The organism is Streptomyces sp. SP18CS02 (genome assembly GCF_036322365.1).
GTDB lineage: Bacteria > Actinomycetota > Actinomycetes > Streptomycetales > Streptomycetaceae > Streptomyces.
Map to the genome: position 1 here is coordinate 209,487 of NZ_JAQYXC010000275.1, position 17,094 is coordinate 226,580.

Genomic DNA, 17,094 nt, shown 5'->3' on the forward strand with positions numbered 1-17,094 from the left:
CCCGGCCGCGTCGGCGAGAGCCCCGGTGCGGAGGTGCGGTCCGGCGTGGCCCGGCACGCGGAAGCGGGGCGGCCCGCTTCGGAGGAGGCCGCCCCGCCACGGTGGATGGACGGTGGACGTGGGGCGTGTGGGGTGGGCGCGGCGCGCCGCCGGGGCGACAGCGGTGCTCAGACCGCCATCGAGGCGCGTTGCGCGAGTAGCCCCGACGAGGAGTTCTCCCTCAGCGCGTTGTAGGCCAGTTCGAGTTCGTCGGCCCGGACGGCCCGGGCCTGGGCGACCGCGCTCAGATCGCCCGAGCACTGCAGCTCCCACCTGGGGAAGCGGCGACGCACCCGCGCGACCCGCGCGCTGGGGGCGAAGTACAGCATGGTGGTGTTCTCGTGCGGGTTGTGCGCCGAGCCTTCGAACAGCATCCCGCCCACCGCTTCCAGTCCGTCCGCGAGGCTCGCGAGGACCGCCGGTTCGGGTCCGCCCAGGAAGAGTCCCACATGGTTCTCGAAACCGTGGACGCGTTCCTCGTCGCTGACGTCGGAGCTGTATCCGGGACTGCAGCGCGGGAAGAGGAATACCTCGACCTCGGGCCCCGGGTCGTCGGTGACGCACAGTCGCGTCACCAGGATTTCCGCGTCCTGCGGGAGGAGATGGCGCGCCACCAGGCGACGCTTCACCAGAACGCTCGGAATTGTCGCTGCCGCCCGCCAGCCATTTCCCTTGAAGTACTCCAGAGCGGAGTCCTCGGAGGCGGGGAACAGCAGGGTCGCACAGTGCGAGACAGTACACCGGCTCTTGATTTCCCGCTTCAGATGGCCTGGTATCCAGGGCGGGAGGAGGGTCTCCAGAGGGCTTTTGGACGCGTGGTGCGCGTAGTCAACTGCATGCTGGAGGCGCTGGATGTCGCACGCGTCGAATGCTACGTGATTCATGTCGCAGCCTTTCTGTCGCCGACGCCCCATTAAAACCATGTCACCCGTTAGGCGGCACTTGCTTCTAGGCCGATCGGGTGACCGATACCCAAGTGACCTGGGCGTACGACGAGCGTGCATCTGCTGCGGTTGTGACCTTCCATAAGATCCCGCATTTTTATATAGGGGTCTTTCCCGGGAGGCTGAGAATATGACGCCATGGAGCGAAAAGAATTCACCAAGGATTCTGATCGCGGGTGCGGGTATCGGCGGTCTCACCACTGCTTTGAGCCTCCATGCGGCGGGCCTGGACGACATCGTGCTCGTGGAGGCGTGCCCACGGCTGCGCGCCGTCGGCGCCGGGATCAACCTCCAGCCCGCCGCGGTACGGGAGCTCACCGAACTGGGCTTGGGCGACGCGCTCGCCGCCGAGGCGGTGGCGACGGCACGACTGGAGTACCACCACCGGTACGGCGGGGAGATCTGGTCGGAGCCGCGCGGCCTGGCGGCCGGCTACCGCTGGCCGCAGTACTCCGTGCACCGCGGACGCCTCCAGGAACTGCTGTTGGCCGAGGTGACCCGGCGCCTGGGCCCCGGGGCCCTGATGACCGGCAGGCGTCTGGCCCGCTACGAACAGCGGTACGCCGACGGGCACCACCGGGTGTGGGCGTACACGGCGGGCGACCCTGAGCCGATCTCCTGCGACCTGCTCATAGGCGCGGACGGCATCAACTCCGCCGTCCGCGCCGCCATGTACCCGGACGAAGGGCCACCTCTGGGCAACGGCATCTGCATGTGGCGCGGACTGAGCGAGGGACCACCGTTCCTGGACGGGCGGACGATGGTCATCCTGGGCTGCAACTCACGGGTGAAGGCGGTGGTGTATCCGGTCCGCCCTCCCGACGCGTCCGGCACGAGCACATTGAACTGGGTGGTGGAGACGCGCACGATCGGGACCCCGGCCGGGACCGTCGCGCCGGTGACCCGTAGGCCGAGCACCCGTACGACCGGACCCCGGACATTCGGGGGCGCCCCCGCCTCCCGGGCCCCCGCGCCGGTCGCCGACGGATCGACGGCGGCGGCCGGCTGGGACTCCGCGGTCCCGCCGAGTACCGTCCTGCCCCACCTGGAGGGCTGGCACGTCCCGTTCCTCGACCTCCGGGCCACCGTGGCCGCCGCCCCGCGGGTCCTGCGGTACCCGATGATCGACCGGGATCCGCTCCCCTCCTGGGTCGACGGCCGCGTCGTGCTGCTGGGGGACGCCGCCCATCCGATGTACCCGACCGGCTCCAACGGTGCCTCGCAGGCCATCGTCGACGCGCGGGTGCTGGCGTATCTGCTGGCCCATCACGATCCGGACGAGGCGCTGGCCCGGTACGACGCGACCCGCCGCCCGGAGACCACGCGGCTGCTGGCCGCCCACCGGCGGCTGGAGCCCGACCCGCTGCTCCATCAGGTGGAGTCGCTTGCCCCGGACGGCTTCCGCGACATTCGCGACATCCTCCCGGACCACAAGCTGGCCGAGATCAGGTCCTGCACCCGCCAGGTCACCGGCGTGGACGCCGCAGGGCTCAACGCACGTTCCTCCTGGAACGTCCCGGCACGAACGGCATCCGCATGCGCCTGGCCCCTTCAGTCGGGCTGACGTCGGCCGCCCTGCTCGTCGCGCTTCTGCCGGCGGCCGGGGCGGGCCCGTCCCCCGCCTCGACCGCGACCCCGGCCCGCCACGGCACCGGCGCCGCCGGCCGCCCTCCTCTGGCCCCCCGGGCGGACGAGCGGTGCGACACCCGCACGGCGCCGGGCGGCCCCTGCGTCCGCTACGGCCCGGCCGCGCCGCTCGGCCGGGGGCAGGTCCGCGTCTTCACCGAGTACGCCGGCGGACGCCCCCGGACACTGGGGGTCCTGCTGACGGGCGCCGCCCTCACGGGGCTGCCCACCGCACCGACCGACGGCGAGCACTGCTTCGACGCGGACGGGGACGGCAGCGCCCATCCCTCGCACGAGTGCGTCGGCGGGCACGGCAGCGAACTGGCACTGCCTGCCACCGGGCCGTCCGAGCCACGACTGCCCTTCCGGTGGGCGCTGTTCAACTGGAACCCGGAGGGCCACAGTCCGCACGGCCGATACGACGTCCCGCACTTCGACGTCCACTTCTACCTCGTGCCGCCCGAGGCGCGCGCGAGGATCCGCCTCGGCGCCTGCGCCCTGCTCATCGACTGCGGCCAGCTGCCGACAGCCGCCGCGCCGGTGCCGGCGCCCCACCTGCCGCGCGGCTATCCGGCCTCCAGCCCGCAGACCGCCGAAGGAGCCATGGGCGGGCATCTGGACAGCCGGCCCCCGACCTCCGGCGCCCTGTCGACGCACACCTTCATCTACGGCGCCTACGCCGGCGAGATCATCTTCATGGAACCGATGCTCACCAAGACGTTCCTGGAGCGGCAGCGCACCACACCCGGCCACCGGACGTGTGCCCCCGTACCCCAGCCGCAGGCCTGGCGCACGGAGGGCTGGTACCCCACCCGCTACTGCACGGCCTACCGGCCGGACCGTGACGACTACACCGTCACCCTGACCGGCTTCGTCCACCGGCCCGCGGGCGGCCCGCGCTGAGGGCACGGCGGTACCGGCACCCGAAGGCGCGCCCTTGTCAGTCGTTCGGTCCCGCTCCCTCCGCGTGTCGCACGGGACGATGCCTTAATGATCCCGAAAGCCCGGATTGGGCGTGTCCCGGTGGCCGCTCGTCGGCCCGTGGAAAGGCAGGGGTTGCAGGTGCGGATCTTCTCAGGAAGCCATGGCGGTACACGGACGGGTTCCGGCCGCCGCAGATGGACCCGGCGGCTCTTCACGGCGGCGCTGACGTCGCTGCTCGCCTCGACCGGCTCGCTCGCACACGCCGAGGGCGTCTGGGTGACGGCCCCCGTGATGCAGCAGGCCCGCTCCGGGCACGGCACGACGACGGCGCCGTGTCCCGAAGCGGTCCCGGGTCTCGGGCAGGGCTCGTGCGTGTACGTCATCGGCGGTCACCCGCTCGAAGCGGCCCTCTCGGCGCACGCGTACAGCCCGGAGACGAAGACCTGGGCGACGCTGCCCTCGATGACGGTCGGACGCTCCGGCCTGGCGGCGGTCACGGCCCCCTGCCCCAGGAGCGTCGCCGAGCTGCGCGGCCCCTGTGTGTACGCCGTCGGCGGCACCAACGGCGGCGGATCGCTGGACAGGGTCGAGGCGTACAGCCCCGCCACGAACAAGTGGGTGACCCTGCCGTCGATGAGCACGGGCCGCGGCTTCCTCGGCGGCGCGGCCGCGCCCTGTCCGGTCGGTGTGGCGAGCCTGCGGGGCACGTGTGTGTACGTCGTCGGCGGCACCACCATCAGCGCCGACGCGACGAAGACCTCGAACACCGTGGAGGCGTACAGTCCCGTCACCAACAGCTGGGCGACCGTCGCGTCGCTGCCCACCGCGCGCCGCAGCCTGGGTGTGGCGTCCGCGTCCTGCCCGCGGGGCAAGGGCGGCGGTTCACCGCTCTGCGTGTACGCGATCGGCGGCTCCGACACCGGTGAGCCCCTGGGCGCGGTGGAGTCCTACAACCCGCTCTCCGGCAAGTGGTCCGCGCTTGCCGCCGTTCCCACCGCGCGGCGCGGCATGGGCGTGACGTCCGGTCCCTGCCCGGAGGACGCCGGCAGCCGGCGCGGCTCCTGCGTGTACGGCATCGGCGGCTCCCCCACCGCCAAGACCTCGGCCGTCGGGACCGTGGAGGTCTTCGCCCCGGGTTCGGGCACGTGGAAGGCGCTGCCGTCCCTGCCCCAGGCCCGGTTCGGTTTCGGGGCCACGGCCGCGCCCTGCTCCGACGAGCTGAGCCGGACGTGCCTGTACGCGCCCGGAGGCGCCCTGGGCACCGCCCCGAGCACCGAGCACACCGCGTTCGACGTCGTCGGTCCCGCGGCGTGATCGCCCGCCGGAAGGCGGAAGACACGTAGGGAGGCACGGCCCGGCCGGCGACGGGCCGGCCGGGCCGTGTCTCCGGGGGCTCTGCCGATCGGGCAGGGCCCCGTGGCGCGTGGGGTGCCCGGCGGACGGCTTCGGGGCCGGTGCTGCCGGTGGGGCTCCGGGGGTTCAGGCCGTACGGCGTTCGCGTCTCTCACCTGAAGTGTGACCTCCCAGGTGCCCACGGCGTCGAGGTCCTCCAGCCACCGCTCGTACGTCCGCGGCCGGTGGTCGAAGTGCTCCGCGAACGCCTCCTCCAGCAGGGCGTGGACGCGCCGCCGGTCGGCCTCGTCGGTACAGGCGCGCAGTGTCACTCCGGCGGGCACCGCGGGCACCGGGTCCGCCTCTGCCGTCAGGTCGCGGACCATGACCTGGTAGCGGCGCACCCGCTCCCGGCCCCGGCCGGCGAGCAGCGCCGTGTCGGTGGTCGGCTCCTGGTTCGGACGCAGGTGCACCACGGCGCGATCGGCGCCGTTGCCGCCGGCCCTCTCCCGGGCGCGTTCCCCGGCCAGCTCCAGCAGCCGCTCCCCCGCGGCCTGATGCCCGGGCAGCACATAGTGGTCCATGTCGATGCGTTCGGCGCCGGAGCATCCGTCCGGGCCGCCCGGACGGTCGATATGGCTCCCACTGTCATCCGGCCACTGTCGGGCGGGGCCGCCCGCTCCGCAATCGATTTTCGCCACGACCGGTCGGGGCGGGCGGCCTTGGGCGAGGCGGCCGGTGGCCGGGGTCCGGCTCAGGCAGGGGCGCCCGGTACGACCGCTTCGGACGCTCCCGGTACCGACAGCTCCGCGTCGGGGGGCGGCGAGGGAGGCCCGCCCGGTTCGAAGCCCGCGAGCATCCGCTCCAGGGCACGCTGGTCCGGCCCGACGAAGGGATCGGCTCCGGGCGCCTGGGCCAGCGTGTCGACCATGCGCGGAACGACACTGCCCGAGGCCGTCGGCAGGTGCGTGCACATGACGAGCTCCGGCTCCATCTCACGCAACGGCCGCAGGGTGGCCAGGTACTTGCCGACGTCGATGTTGTGCACCCAGGGGCTGTCGACGGCGGCCCACAGCAACTGCGCTCCTCTCAGCTGCTCGTCCGCCAGGGCCCCGGCCTCGCCGTCGACGGCGAACTGCGCGTCCGGCATCGGCGCGCCGAAGCAGTCGGAGGTGAAGCAGGCGCGTGAGTGCTCGTCGTAGAAACCCACGGTCGCGGGATTGTCGAAGAGCGGCGGCCGGAACGCCCGCAGGGTGCGGTCCGCCACGTCCAGGGACTGCCCGGGGTTGAGCAGGAAGACGCGGTCCAGCGGCAGCGGTCGCTCGGTGGACATGATCCCGGCAGCCAGATACGTGGTGACGAGGCGCGCCTTGGGTGCCGCGGCCAGCAGGTCGAAGAGCCCGCCGGTGTGGTCCCGGTCGGGGTGCGTGAGCCAGATCCACCGCACGTCGACGGGATCGATCACGGAGCTGAGCAGCGCCAGGAAATCCCGGTCGGGCAGACTGAGTCCGGTGTCGACGACGACCGGTTCGGCGGCGTGCAGAACGAACGAGTTGACGGGGAGGAATCCGATCCCCGGCACCTCCAGGCAATCCGTCAGGACGGTGATGTCACGCCCGGCCCTGTGGTGGTTGGTCATGGCGGAGCTCCGATGGCCCCCAGGGGTGAGAAGAGCTCGCGGCCGCGGCGGGGGGCGGCCCGCGCACCACGGTAACGCGCCCCTCGCTCCTTCCATGGTGGTCCCCCCTGGGCCGCGGCGCACCCGCTCCGGATCCGCGGGAGGCGGCTGAACGGCGTCGGGGCGCCGGTGACGGCCCGCTCCCGGGCCGCCGGCCGTCGCGCGGGTTCTCCCGGATCGGCAGCCATGACTTCGCGACGACGGGGCAACAGAGTGCGGAGGGACCCGATACGGACGTTGCCCCGGCGTACGGCCGGGCTGTCGGGACCCGAGGAAGGGACGTACATCTGATGTCGCAGGTCGAGGAATCCATCGAAGTCACCGTTCCGGTGCGCACCGCCTACAACCAGTGGACGCAGTTCGAGACCTTCCCCGCGTTCATGGAAGGGGTGGAGCGGATCGAGCAGCGCACGGACACGCTCACCCACTGGGTGACGAAGGTGAACGGCGCGGAGCGCGAGTTCGATGCCAGGATCACCGAGCAGATCCCGGACGAGCGGGTCGCGTGGACCACCGTGGCGGGCGAGGCGGAGCAGGCCGGAGTGGTGACCTTCCACCGCATCGACGACGCCACCACCAAGGTGATGCTCCAGATGAAGTTCGACCCCGACGGCCTGGCCGAGACGGTCGGCGACAAGCTGGGCTTCGTCAAGCGCCAGGTCTCGGGCGACCTCAAGCGGTTCAAGACCTACATCGAGTCGCGCGGCACCGAGACCGGCGCCTGGCGCGGCCAGGTCTGACCTCTCCGCTCCCGGCCCGGTACGCCGCCGTCGGACCACCGCCGCCACACGGCCGGCGCACGAGCGGCCGTGGTGCCGGCCCGCGAGCATCGGGCCCCGCTCCCCCGGACATCCCGTCCGGGGGAGCGCTGTGCCGTGCCGGTGGCGACGGACGAGGCGGCCCCTCCGCGCCGGGGACGACCGGGGGCGGGCGAGGGCCGCCGGGGCCGGTCAGGGCGGGGAAGCGGAGGCGCCCCGGAACGGCCATGGGCTGCGTCAGCGCCCCCGGGCACGCGGCCTCCGGGCCCCGCGCCCGGCGTCGACCGTCCGCGAGGGATCCCGCACGGTGCGTCACCGGCTCGCCGAACCGACCGGGGGATGAACCGGGCTGCTCCGTGCAAACAGTGCAAAGATGGACACCGGGTGGAAGGGGCGGGAGTGCCCTCCCGCGCGTGAACCGGCCGTAGCCCTGTCCCGCGGCTCCTCCTGGGGCCGGGGCCGCAGAGCGGGGCGGAGCGTCCAGTCGCAGCAGTGAACCAGGACGGTTGTGCACATGAACACAGAATCGACGGCGACGAGGGCCGAGGGGAAGACATCCAGCGGGTCGGTGTTCGGGGCCCCCTGCTGGGTCAGTCTGATGGCTCGCGACCTGCGCGCGGCGCAGGACTTCTACGGCACGGTCATGGGGTGGACGTTCCGTCCCGCGCGACTGGGCGAGGAGTTCAGCGTGGCGGTCGACGACGGCAGGCCGGTGGCCGGCATCGGCGCCCTGGCGCCCGCTCTCCAGGTGGCCGTGGCCTGGACCCCCTACTTCGCGGTCCAGGACGCCGACCAGACGGCGGCGCGCATCAGGGAGCGCAGCGGAACGGTCGCCGTGGGGCCCGTCGCCTTCGTGATGGGGCGAGGGGCACTCGCCGCCGACCGGGACGGAGCGGTCTTCGGCATCTGGGAGGGACAGCTGCTCACCGGATGGGAGAACTGGCGTGCCGCGGCACCCGCCTGGGTGCGGCTGCAGACCCGGGACGCCTTCGAGGCCGCGATCTTCTACGGGGAGATCCTCGACTGGGCGTGCGGCCGCCCGGGCTGCTGCGACGTGGAGTACGAGGAGGAGGAAGTCGTCCTGCGCAGCGCCGGACACGTCGTCGCCCGGCTCAGCTCCGGCGCGCTCGAAGCCGCACCGGACCCCACGATCCGTCCGCGCTGGGAGGTCCACTTCCCGGTGACCGACGTCGACGGGCGTGTCAGTGCCGCGCTGCGGCTCGGGGGCACCGTGATCAGCCACGATCCGGGGTCGAGCGCCACGCTCCGTGACCCCGACGGTGGCCTGTTCACCCTGAACAGCCGCACCACCGGCCACTGAGGGGGCCTGTTGCGCCTCCGGTCCTGTGACGCGAGCCCGCCATGAGGCTCGCCGACGTGGTGTACGCCGTGCTGGGCGTCGGTGCGCTCGGAGCGGCGGTTCTGCCCCGGGTCGCTTTCCGCCGTCCGTTCTCCATGCCGATGGTGTTCCTGGCGGCGGGTGTCCTCGTGCATTTCCTGCCCCTGCCACTGCCGACGGTCGACCCCGTCCGGGACCGTCTGTGGGTCGAGCACATCACCGAGGTCTGCGTGATCGTGTCCCTGATGGGCGCGGGGCTGGCCATCAACCGGCCGCCGGGCCTCCGCGCCTGGGCGGGGACTTGGCGGCTGCTGGGGATCACCATGCCGCTGACGGTGCTGGCCATGGCCGTCCTGGCCTGGTCGCTGCTGGACTGGCCGCCCGCCGCGGCCCTGCTGCTGGCCGCCGCCCTGGCACCCACCGACCCCGTGCTCGCCGCGGAGGTACGCGTGGGCGAGCCGACGGACTCGGAGCACGACGAGGACGAGGTGCGCTTCACCCTCACCAGTGAGGCAGGGCTCAACGACGGTCTGGCCTTCCCCTTCGTCCTGGCGTCCGTCGCGCTCGCCGCCTCGGCGGGAGCCGGCTGGTCGACCGGGTGGATCGGGGACTGGGCGCTGGTCGACGTCCTCCTCAAGGGCGCCGTGGGGCTGGTCGCCGGGGTGGGCGTCGGGCGGCTGCTGGGCAGGATGTTCTTCCGCGCCAGGGCATCGTCGCTGCGGCTCTCGGAGCACATGGAGGGCTTCGTGGCGCTGGGGGCGACGTTCCTGTCGTACGGAGTGACGGAGCTGCTCCACGGCTACGGGTTCCTGGCGGTGTTCGTCACCGCCTGCACCCTGCGCGCCGCCGAGCGCAGCCATGGTTACCACAAGGTGCTGCACGGGTTCACGGAGCAGATCGAACGTCTGCTGACCGCCTTGCTGCTCTTCCTCCTCGGCGGATTCCTGGCCTCCGGGGCCCTCCGGTACCTCACCTGGCAGGCCGCCGTGCTCGCGCTGCTCCTGGTGCTGGTGGTCCGTCCGGTCACCGGGTGGATCGCGCAGCTCGGGTTCCGCGCCGGGCCCCGGGAACGGGTGGTGACGGCCGTGTTCGGGCTGCGTGGCATCGGGTCGCTCTACTACCTGGCGTACGCCCTGGGACACGACGACTTCAACGGGCTGGAACGACAGCTGTGGGCGGTGGTGGCCTTCACCGTGCTGGCCTCGGTGGTGCTGCACGGGGTCAGCGCGACGCCGGTCATCAGCCGCCTCGACCGGCTGCGCGGCACGGCGGAACCGGGCAGCCCTCCCTGACGCCCGGATCCGTCCCGGCGAAGCGGCGCACGGCCCGCCGGCACGTACCGGGCCGGCGGGGTACGGGCTCCCCCATGGTCGCGGTCCGCGCCGTCGACCCGCGCGTCCGGGCGGCCACGCCTGATCGCCGGTGCCGACGACGTCCCCGGGCGGGCGGCCCGGCCCGGGGCCCTCTCGTCAGACGGGCGGACGTTCCAGCAGGGCCCGCCGTTGGACGTCCTCGCGTTCGAGCACCTCGGCCAGGACCGCGGCGTCCCGGCGGCGGCTGATCGCGTCGCGTACGAGGGAGGCCAGCACGTCCGGGGGCAACGCCTCCGCCTGGGTGGTGGACGTACCGGGGAAGGAACGCCGGTCGGTGGCCTTGACGGGACTGGTCGGCAGGCGGAACTCGGCGATCTGTTCCTCGGTCACGGCCAGGCGTTCGAACTCCATCCGTACGTCGGGCGCGTCGAGGGCCGCGAAGGCCCGGATGTCCTCGGCGAGGGCCGTGAACAGGTGGAGTCCACTCGGATCCCAGTCGCTGATCACCAGGATGCACAGCGCCTCATGGCCACCGGAGGCCGCCCGCAGGGCGGCCGCGCGCTTGCCGGACAGGCTGGTGAATCCGGTGCCCGCGTAGACGGGCACGCCCCAGGGGTCGGTGACCGCGGCCAGTTGGGGCACGATGCCTGGGGTCTCGCACCAGAGCTCGATCCGGGCGGCCTGGCCGGCCTGACGGTCGAGACGGTACCCGAGGGCCGCCTCGACCAGCGCCCGGCGGAAGCCGTCCGGGCCGTCGTAGGCGAGAGGTTCGACGGCTGCCTGCGTGTCGTCCCGGATCGCCAGCCAGGAGATGCGGCCGGAGCGACGCGCCATGCCGAGGATCTCCACCAGCCGTTTGTAGGTGCGTTCCTGCCGGATGAGGAAGCCTTCGGCGATCGCCGCGTACCAGATCTGCCGTATCGTCAGGGGAAGCTGGGCAGCGTATCTGCCGAGGATCAGTTCGACCGCTGCCAGCAACTCCTGGGTCGCCGGGCGCGGTTGCCAATCCGGCTGATATCCACGAGGACGCCTGTCCGGCACGGCTTCTCGCCTCCTCCCGAAGCGCGTCGCGACGACGGACGCCGGGGCGTCCTGCCGTTCTGCCTCTAGAGGTGCCCAGGCGGGGAAGCGTCTTCACCACGAACCGGAGCGGCCACCCCGGCAATGGCCGAGAAGCGCGGTGGGGTTGGCCGACTACCGGAGGGTACGGCGCACCCACGACGCACGCGAGGACGGCCCGCCGTCGTTCCGGAGGGCCTCCTTCCCGGTATTCGCGGTCTTCGCCGTCCCCGCCGCCCCCGAGAGGCGGTGGTCAGCGCAGTTTCCGTACGGCCGTGACGGTCGTCTTCTCGAACGCCGCCACCGGCGCGTGCACCAGATCACCCATCCGGCCCCACTGCACGATCGTCACATCACGGCCGTCCCGGCCGACGCCGGTGAGATGGACCGAGGGGTCGGAATCCGGTACGGAGGTGTGCACGCCGATGACCCTCGCCCCGTCCTCGACGGTGATCGGACCGTAGTCCCGCCAGGAGGCGCTGCCGCCCGGGGTGCCGCCCAGCCACTCGGCGGCGCAGCGGACGGCTGCCTTCTCGACGGCGGCGGCCAGGGCACGGGCGGTGGCGGTGTCCTGGGAGGTGACCACGATCTGCACGGCACCCGTGTCGAGGTCGGTGCGGAAGGTACGGTGCCAGGCGGAGCGGCCCGACGCGGGCAACGCCTTCTCCAGACAGAAGGGAGCCTTCGCCGGCAGTCCCCCGGTGACGCGGTCCGCCTGCCAGGACGCCCCCGGGGCGGGCGGCAGGTCCGCCCCGCCGAGGAAGCCCGGCGCGGCCTCCGCCCGGGCGGGCGCGGGCACGGCCGCGAGGAGGGCGGCGGCCAGGACCGCGAAGGCTCCGCGCAGGGCGGGACGGAGGGCGGTTCGACGGAATCTCATGGTCTGTCCCCGTTCGGTCGACTCGGTGCTGCCAGGGTCCCGGGCGGACGGTGGCGGGGCAAAGGTGACCGTGCGCGGGTGACAAGGTTGCGCCAGAGCTGTGACGAACGGCGCGGAAGCCCGGACCGCCACGGACACAGCGACCGTGCGGCACAGCGGCCGTGCGGGCACAGTGGGCACAGCAGCCCTCAGAAAGCACAGCCAGCACAGCAAACACAACAGCCTCTGCGCCCCTCAGCCGGCCTTGCGGCCCGCCAAGGGTTCGGTGTCCATCCCGGCACCGGTCCGCATGCCCCGCAGCATCTCCTCGATCGCCTCCAGGGCGGTCCGTTCGGGCTCCCAGCCCAGTTCCGTGCGGGCCCGGGCACAGTCCATCAGGGGCAGTCGCAGCACCGCGTCGAAGAGCTGCGGCGAGGCCGGTATCAGGTGCAGTCCCCACCCGGCGGCCAGTGCCGTGCGGGCGGCCGGGCGCGGCAGACGGACCACCCGGGAGCCGAAGAGACCGGCGAGCGCATGGGCGTCGATGGGCGGCTCGGCGGCCAGGTTGAAGGCGCCGCGCACCTCGTGGACGAGCGCGAGGCGATACGCCTGCGCCGCGTCGTCGGTGTGCAGCGCCTGGAAGCGCAGGCCGGGGATGTCAGGGACGATCGGCAGCAGGGAGGGCCGGGCGAGCGGGCCCGGCATGAAGCGCCCGGCGAAGATCCGGCGCTGCTCGCTCCCGGACTCCTCCTTGAACAGGAACGCCGGCCGCATGCGAACCACCCGCACCTCGGGGTGGTTCGGCTCGAAGGCGTCCAGTGCCCGCTCCAGATACGCCTTCTCCCGGCAGTACGCGGCCTCCGGCCAGCCATGGGTGGGCCACGACTCGTCGACCGCCCGGTTCTTGGGGCCCGGCGCGTAGGCGCCCACCGACGAGGCGTGCACCAGGACCGGTACACCGGCTTCGGCCACGGCCCGGAAGACCTGGAGGCTGCCGAGGACGTTGGTGCGCCACGTCTTGACCGCGTCGTGCGTCGGCTGGAAGGCCCAGGCCAGATGGATGACGGCAGAGGCCCCTTCGAAGAGCGTGACCAGGTCGCAGTCCCGCCTGAGATCCACCGACGCCCACTGCGTCTTCGGCGGCGACCAGCCGGGCACCCTGCGGGCCAGGCCCAGGATCGAGGAGACCTGGGGGTCCGCGGCCAGGGCGGCCACCACGCTGGTGCCGACATTGCCGGTGGCTCCGGTGACGACGATCCTCTTGCCGGCTTCGGTGCTCACGGTTCCTGTCCTCCCACGACGGTGTCCCCGGCCCGGCGCCGGGACCTCCGAGTACCCGATCCCCGTCGGTCCACGTCATCGTGTTCACCGCGGTGGCGGGGGAACACCTGCGCGGCGCCGGGCGGGACGGACGCGGGAACGGGCCGCGCCCGGACCGGTGGGCGGGCAGTCGGCGGCGCGCGCCGCCGTCGCTCACCTGCCGGACCCTCGGTGCACCACGGGAACCGGGGACCGGGCGAGCGGGAGAGGAACCGGGCGCACGCACGTGGATCTCCAGGCATCCCCGCCGAGACGATCCACTACGGGACGTCCAGGACAGCCCTGCTCGCGGTGGGCCGGGGTTTCGCCAAGGAGGCGGCCGGCACCGGTGTCACCGTCAACTCCCTGATCACCGGCCCCACCCGCATGGGCGGAGTGGAGGATCTCGTCGCGTACGAACCGGTGGACCGGGCTCTGCCGTGGGACGAGGCCCGGCGCGCGTTCATGCGGGAGCACCGGCCCCGGTCGCTGCTCCGGCGGCTGATCGGACCGGAGGGGATCGCACACATGGCGTCTACCTCAGCTCGCCCAGGCGTCCGCGACGACGGGTGCCGCCGTCCGCGTCGACGGGGGGGTATGTTGACTCGATCCTGCCGTGAGTCGTGTCCGGGGACGGCCGGTCTCCCTCAGGCCTTCGGCATATGCCAGAAGCACCACCGTATCGAGTGTTGCCAAACCCCTTACAGGCCCTGGCGGCCTGTGCCAAAGTCGTAGCCGGTCCTTACATTCGGATCCTGGCCGCGCCGCGCGTGTATCGGAGTACGACATGCCGTCCCATCTGTTCGCGGACCGTCCCGCCCCGCAGCCGCCCGAGCGCGGCACGGTGGAGGCACTGATCACGCAGACCCGTCGGCTGCGCGGGGATGTCGACGCCGTGCGCCGGGACGCCGCGGTGGACGAGGACGACCCGCAGGGCCGTTGGCAGCGCGCCCTGTGTGATCTCGCGGTCACCCAATTGGACGATGTCGGAGCACAGTTGGGCCAGCTCAGGGTCGGTGTCCCGGACGGACTCATGGAGACCGTGGAGTCCTGGGAGGCATCGGCCACGGCCGTCGACGAGGGGGGGGCGGCCCGACGGCTGCCCACCGGCTCCCTCCTCAGCCGGGTCGGCAGCGCGGAGTGGAACCTCCTCACCGATGAGGTGAGCTGGTCGCAGGAGCTGTACCAGATCTTCGGCCGTACCCCGCGGAACGGCCCCATGTCACTGGACGAGCTGCCCTCCGTGGTCTTCGCCGAGGACCAGGCCGCGCTCACCGCGATGGTGACGGGCTGCCTGATCGACGGGAAGCCGGTCGACGGCGAGTTCCGCATCGTCCGGCCGGACGGACGGGTGCGCACCCTGCACATGACGGGCGAACCCGTGCTCGACACCGACGGGTGCACCGCGTCGATGTGGGCGGTGTTACGCGATGTCAGCGAACTGCGCCGAAGCGAGCGGGCGGTGCGCGAGTCACGCGACACCTTGAGCCGCCGTCAGCATGTCGAGCGGACCGAACGCCGGGTGGCCGTCGAGCTCCAGGAAGCGGTCCTGCCTCCCTGGCGCGGCCCCCTGCGCTTTCCTCACGGCGACACGACGGCACTGGACCTGGCGGGGCACTACCTCCCGTCCGGGAACAGCGCCCTGATCGGCGGCGACTGGTACGACGTGCTGGAACTGCCCGACGGCGAGGTGATGCTGACGGTCGGCGACCTGACCGGGCACGGGGTGTCCGCCACCTCCTCGATGGCGATGCTGCTGGGCGCGCTGCGCGGAATGGCCGTGGCAGGGATCCGGCCGGGGGCCCTGATGGGGCACCTCAACCAGCTCCTGGAAGCCTCGGCCCAGCCCGCCCTCGGCAGCGCCGTGTGCTGCCGGTACAGCCCGGCGTCCGGGACCCTCCGCTGGGCGCAGGCGGGACACCCCGCCCCGCTGCTGTTCCGCGGCGGGACGGGGCGCACGCTGACGCGCCCGGACGGGGTCCTGCTCGGTGCGACGTCCGGTGCCGCGTACGAGCAGGCCGAAGTGCGGCTGCGGCCCGGAGACCTGTTGGTGCTGCACACGGACGGACTGACGCGCGGTGCCGACCCGGACCACTCGGGAGTGGACAGGCTGCTCGCGATGGCACCGCGGTTCGCCGAAGCCCGGGACGCACAGGAATGTGTGCGGTTGATGGTGGAGGAGTTCGGTGGTTCCCCTCGTGAGGACGACGCCTGCGTGATGGCCGCCAGGGTCGGCGAGCCGTCCCAGGGGGTGTCAGTGGACAGGATGACGATGTGACGGAGCCGCCTCACCGGCCGTCGGCGGTCCGGACCGGAGCCGTGGCACCACGAGGGGACCGGCGCCGCGACGAGCTGTCGCGGGAGAGGCCGTTCCCGGTTGCGCCGGCCGGGTCGGGTCAGATTCTCGGACTCCTCGGCGGCTTCTTGGCGGTGCTTCTGGGCATGGCGAGCTCGATCTCCTCACGCAGGTCCTCGATCCTTGTGTAGCCGGCGTACTCGCCGGTGAGCCGGTACATCTCACGCAGCCGGTCCCACGTGCGGTGGGAGGAGGTCTCCCCCATCGACACCAGCGCCAGCCGGGCGTAGCGGTCGGCCTGTTCGGGATCGTCCGCGATGAAGCACGCCGAGGCGAGCGAGATGTAGTCGAAGATCTTGGAACGCTGGCGGCCGCCCTCCCGCAGTTCCAGCGCCCGCCGGGCGTGACGCTGGGCGGTGGCTGCCGCCGCGGGGTCGTGGTCGGCGAGGGTGCGGTAGGCCAGGGCCTGCATGCCGTGCAGGTCCGCCTCGTCGAACATCTGCATCCAGCTGGGCGGTGGCACATCGCCCTTGTCGGAGACGAAGAGCTCCTCGGCCTCCCCCAGGGTGCGCCGCATGGCCTGACCGCGCCCCATGGCCGCCTGCGCCCAGGCTTCGATGGTGTGCAGCATGGCCTGGGTACGCGGCAGGACCTCCTCGCCCGAGCCTGACTTGGCGAGCTTCATCAGATCGAGCGCGTCGTCCGGCCGGCCCAGATGCACCATCTGCCGGGCGGCCCGGGAGAGGGCCTCCCCGGCGCGCGGCCGGTCGCCCCCTTCGCGCGCCGCGTGGGCGGCGATGACGAAGTACTTCTGCGCCGTGGGTTCCAGGCCCACGTCGTGGGACATCCAGCCGGCCAGGACGGCCAGGTTGGCGGCGACGCCCCAGAGCCTGCGCTGGAGGTGATCGGGGTGGCGGTAGGCGAGCATGCCGCCCACTTCGTTGAGCTGGCCCACCACGGCCTTGCGCTGGAGCCCGCCGCCACGGGCCGCGTCCCAGGCACGGAACACCTCGACGGAGCGTTCCAGTGCCTCGATCTCCTGCGACCCGATGGGGGCGGCCTCATAGCGGTCGTATCCGGCGGGGTCGGCGTGCAGGGGATCCCCGGGACGGGAAGCGTCGGCGGTGGCAGCGGGATCGATGTGGAGCCAGTCGTGCATGGCGCTGGTGAGTGCGGAGCCTGCGGCGAGCGCGGCGCCCGCGCCCACCAAGCCGCGTCGGTTGAGCATGAGGTCCATTCCCGTGAATTCGGTGAGGACCGCAGCCGTACGCTCGGGCGCCCAGGGCAGCCCGTCAGGGTTGTCGGTGTTCCTGACGTCCCGCCGTTTCCCGGCGCGCCCGTGTCGCACGAACCCGAGGTCCTCGATGGTCACGACACGGCCGAGTCGCTCGGTGAACAGGGCGGCCAGCACTCGGGGCACGGGATCACGCGGGGTCTCCCCCATGTCGATCCAACGCCGTACCCGTGAGGTATCGGTCGCCAGCTGCGGGTGGCCCATGGCCGCCGCCTGCCGGTTCACGAGCCTCGCGAGCTCTCCCTTGGACCAGCCGGCCAGGCCGAACAGGTCCGCAAGACGGGTGTTGGGTTCTCCGGTCACGTAAAGCCCCCAGGTTCTCGGCTGAGTTGACAGT

Annotated in this window: 13 protein-coding genes and 1 pseudogene; 8 read left to right on the plus strand and 6 right to left on the minus strand. The window is 72.5% G+C overall.

Annotation, left to right across the window (positions count from 1 at the left end; genetic code table 11):
- Nucleotides 1-167: 167 nt before the first annotated feature.
- Complete coding sequence (locus PUR26_RS12045) at nt 168-923, minus strand: hypothetical protein (RefSeq protein WP_329871929.1); 756 nt, start codon at nt 921-923, stop codon at nt 168-170.
- Between the two features lie 190 nt (nt 924-1,113).
- On the opposite strand from PUR26_RS12045, the gene PUR26_RS12050 reads away from it, so the two are divergent.
- The 3 genes from PUR26_RS12050 to PUR26_RS12060 all read left to right on the plus strand — a co-directional run bounded on the left by PUR26_RS12050 (nt 1,114) and on the right by PUR26_RS12060 (nt 4,847).
- Nucleotides 1,114-2,547: an FAD-dependent monooxygenase gene (locus PUR26_RS12050; protein ID WP_329871931.1), complete on the plus strand. Its 1,434-nt coding sequence runs from the start codon at nt 1,114-1,116 to the stop codon at nt 2,545-2,547.
- A complete protein-coding gene (locus PUR26_RS12055) occupies nt 2,520-3,512 on the plus strand; it encodes a hypothetical protein (RefSeq protein WP_329871933.1) in 993 nt (330 codons plus the stop codon). The genes PUR26_RS12050 and PUR26_RS12055 overlap by 28 nt, the downstream gene beginning before the upstream one ends.
- Nucleotides 3,513-3,671: 159 nt before the next feature.
- A complete protein-coding gene (locus PUR26_RS12060; protein ID WP_329871934.1) occupies nt 3,672-4,847 on the plus strand; it encodes a Kelch repeat-containing protein in 1,176 nt (391 codons plus the stop codon).
- 772 nt (nt 4,848-5,619) lie between these two features.
- Here the strand turns inward: PUR26_RS12060 and PUR26_RS12065 are convergent.
- Nucleotides 5,620-6,504, minus strand: coding sequence for an MBL fold metallo-hydrolase (locus PUR26_RS12065; RefSeq protein WP_329871935.1), 885 nt, complete (start codon nt 6,502-6,504; stop codon nt 5,620-5,622).
- A 329-nt stretch (nt 6,505-6,833) separates the two neighbouring features.
- Between PUR26_RS12065 and PUR26_RS12070 the strand changes: the two genes are divergently transcribed.
- The 3 genes from PUR26_RS12070 (at nt 6,834) to PUR26_RS12080 (ending at nt 9,932) form a co-directional block, all read left to right on the plus strand.
- Nucleotides 6,834-7,283: an SRPBCC family protein gene (locus tag PUR26_RS12070; RefSeq protein WP_329871937.1), complete on the plus strand. Its 450-nt coding sequence runs from the start codon at nt 6,834-6,836 to the stop codon at nt 7,281-7,283.
- Nucleotides 7,284-7,815: 532 nt separating this feature from the next.
- Nucleotides 7,816-8,622, plus strand: coding sequence for a VOC family protein (locus PUR26_RS12075; protein WP_329871938.1), 807 nt, complete (start codon nt 7,816-7,818; stop codon nt 8,620-8,622).
- Between the two features lie 41 nt (nt 8,623-8,663).
- The gene (locus PUR26_RS12080; protein WP_329871940.1) at nt 8,664-9,932 is read left to right on the plus strand and encodes a cation:proton antiporter domain-containing protein; all 1,269 of its coding nucleotides are present in this window, start codon (nt 8,664-8,666) and stop codon (nt 9,930-9,932) included.
- A gap of 177 nt (nt 9,933-10,109) precedes the next feature.
- Here PUR26_RS12080 and PUR26_RS12085 read toward each other — a convergent pair whose 3' ends face one another.
- The 3 genes from PUR26_RS12085 to PUR26_RS12095 form a co-directional block, all read right to left on the minus strand.
- Nucleotides 10,110-10,931, minus strand: coding sequence for a hypothetical protein (locus PUR26_RS12085; RefSeq protein ID WP_329871942.1), 822 nt, complete (start codon nt 10,929-10,931; stop codon nt 10,110-10,112).
- A 334-nt stretch (nt 10,932-11,265) separates the two neighbouring features.
- A complete protein-coding gene (locus PUR26_RS12090) occupies nt 11,266-11,889 on the minus strand; it encodes a hypothetical protein (RefSeq protein ID WP_329871944.1) in 624 nt (207 codons plus the stop codon).
- A gap of 234 nt (nt 11,890-12,123) precedes the next feature.
- Nucleotides 12,124-13,149 carry an SDR family oxidoreductase gene (locus tag PUR26_RS12095; protein WP_329871945.1) on the minus strand — a complete coding sequence of 342 codons (1,026 nt, stop codon included), beginning with the start codon at nt 13,147-13,149 and terminating at the stop codon, nt 12,124-12,126.
- Nucleotides 13,150-13,428: 279 nt separating this feature from the next.
- Here PUR26_RS12095 and PUR26_RS12100 point away from each other — a divergent pair.
- Together PUR26_RS12100 and PUR26_RS12105 are read left to right on the plus strand one after the other, a co-directional pair.
- Nucleotides 13,429-13,787 (plus strand): annotated as a pseudogene (locus PUR26_RS12100) (SDR family oxidoreductase); the annotation flags it as partial.
- Nucleotides 13,788-13,954: 167 nt separating this feature from the next.
- Nucleotides 13,955-15,445: a PP2C family protein-serine/threonine phosphatase gene (locus PUR26_RS12105; protein WP_329871947.1), complete on the plus strand. Its 1,491-nt coding sequence runs from the start codon at nt 13,955-13,957 to the stop codon at nt 15,443-15,445.
- A 118-nt stretch (nt 15,446-15,563) separates the two neighbouring features.
- Here the strand turns inward: PUR26_RS12105 and PUR26_RS12110 are convergent, their stop codons facing one another.
- Nucleotides 15,564-17,060 carry a DNA-binding protein NsdB gene (locus tag PUR26_RS12110; RefSeq protein WP_329871948.1) on the minus strand — a complete coding sequence of 499 codons (1,497 nt, stop codon included), beginning with the start codon at nt 17,058-17,060 and terminating at the stop codon, nt 15,564-15,566.
- Nucleotides 17,061-17,094: the final 34 nt, after the last annotated feature.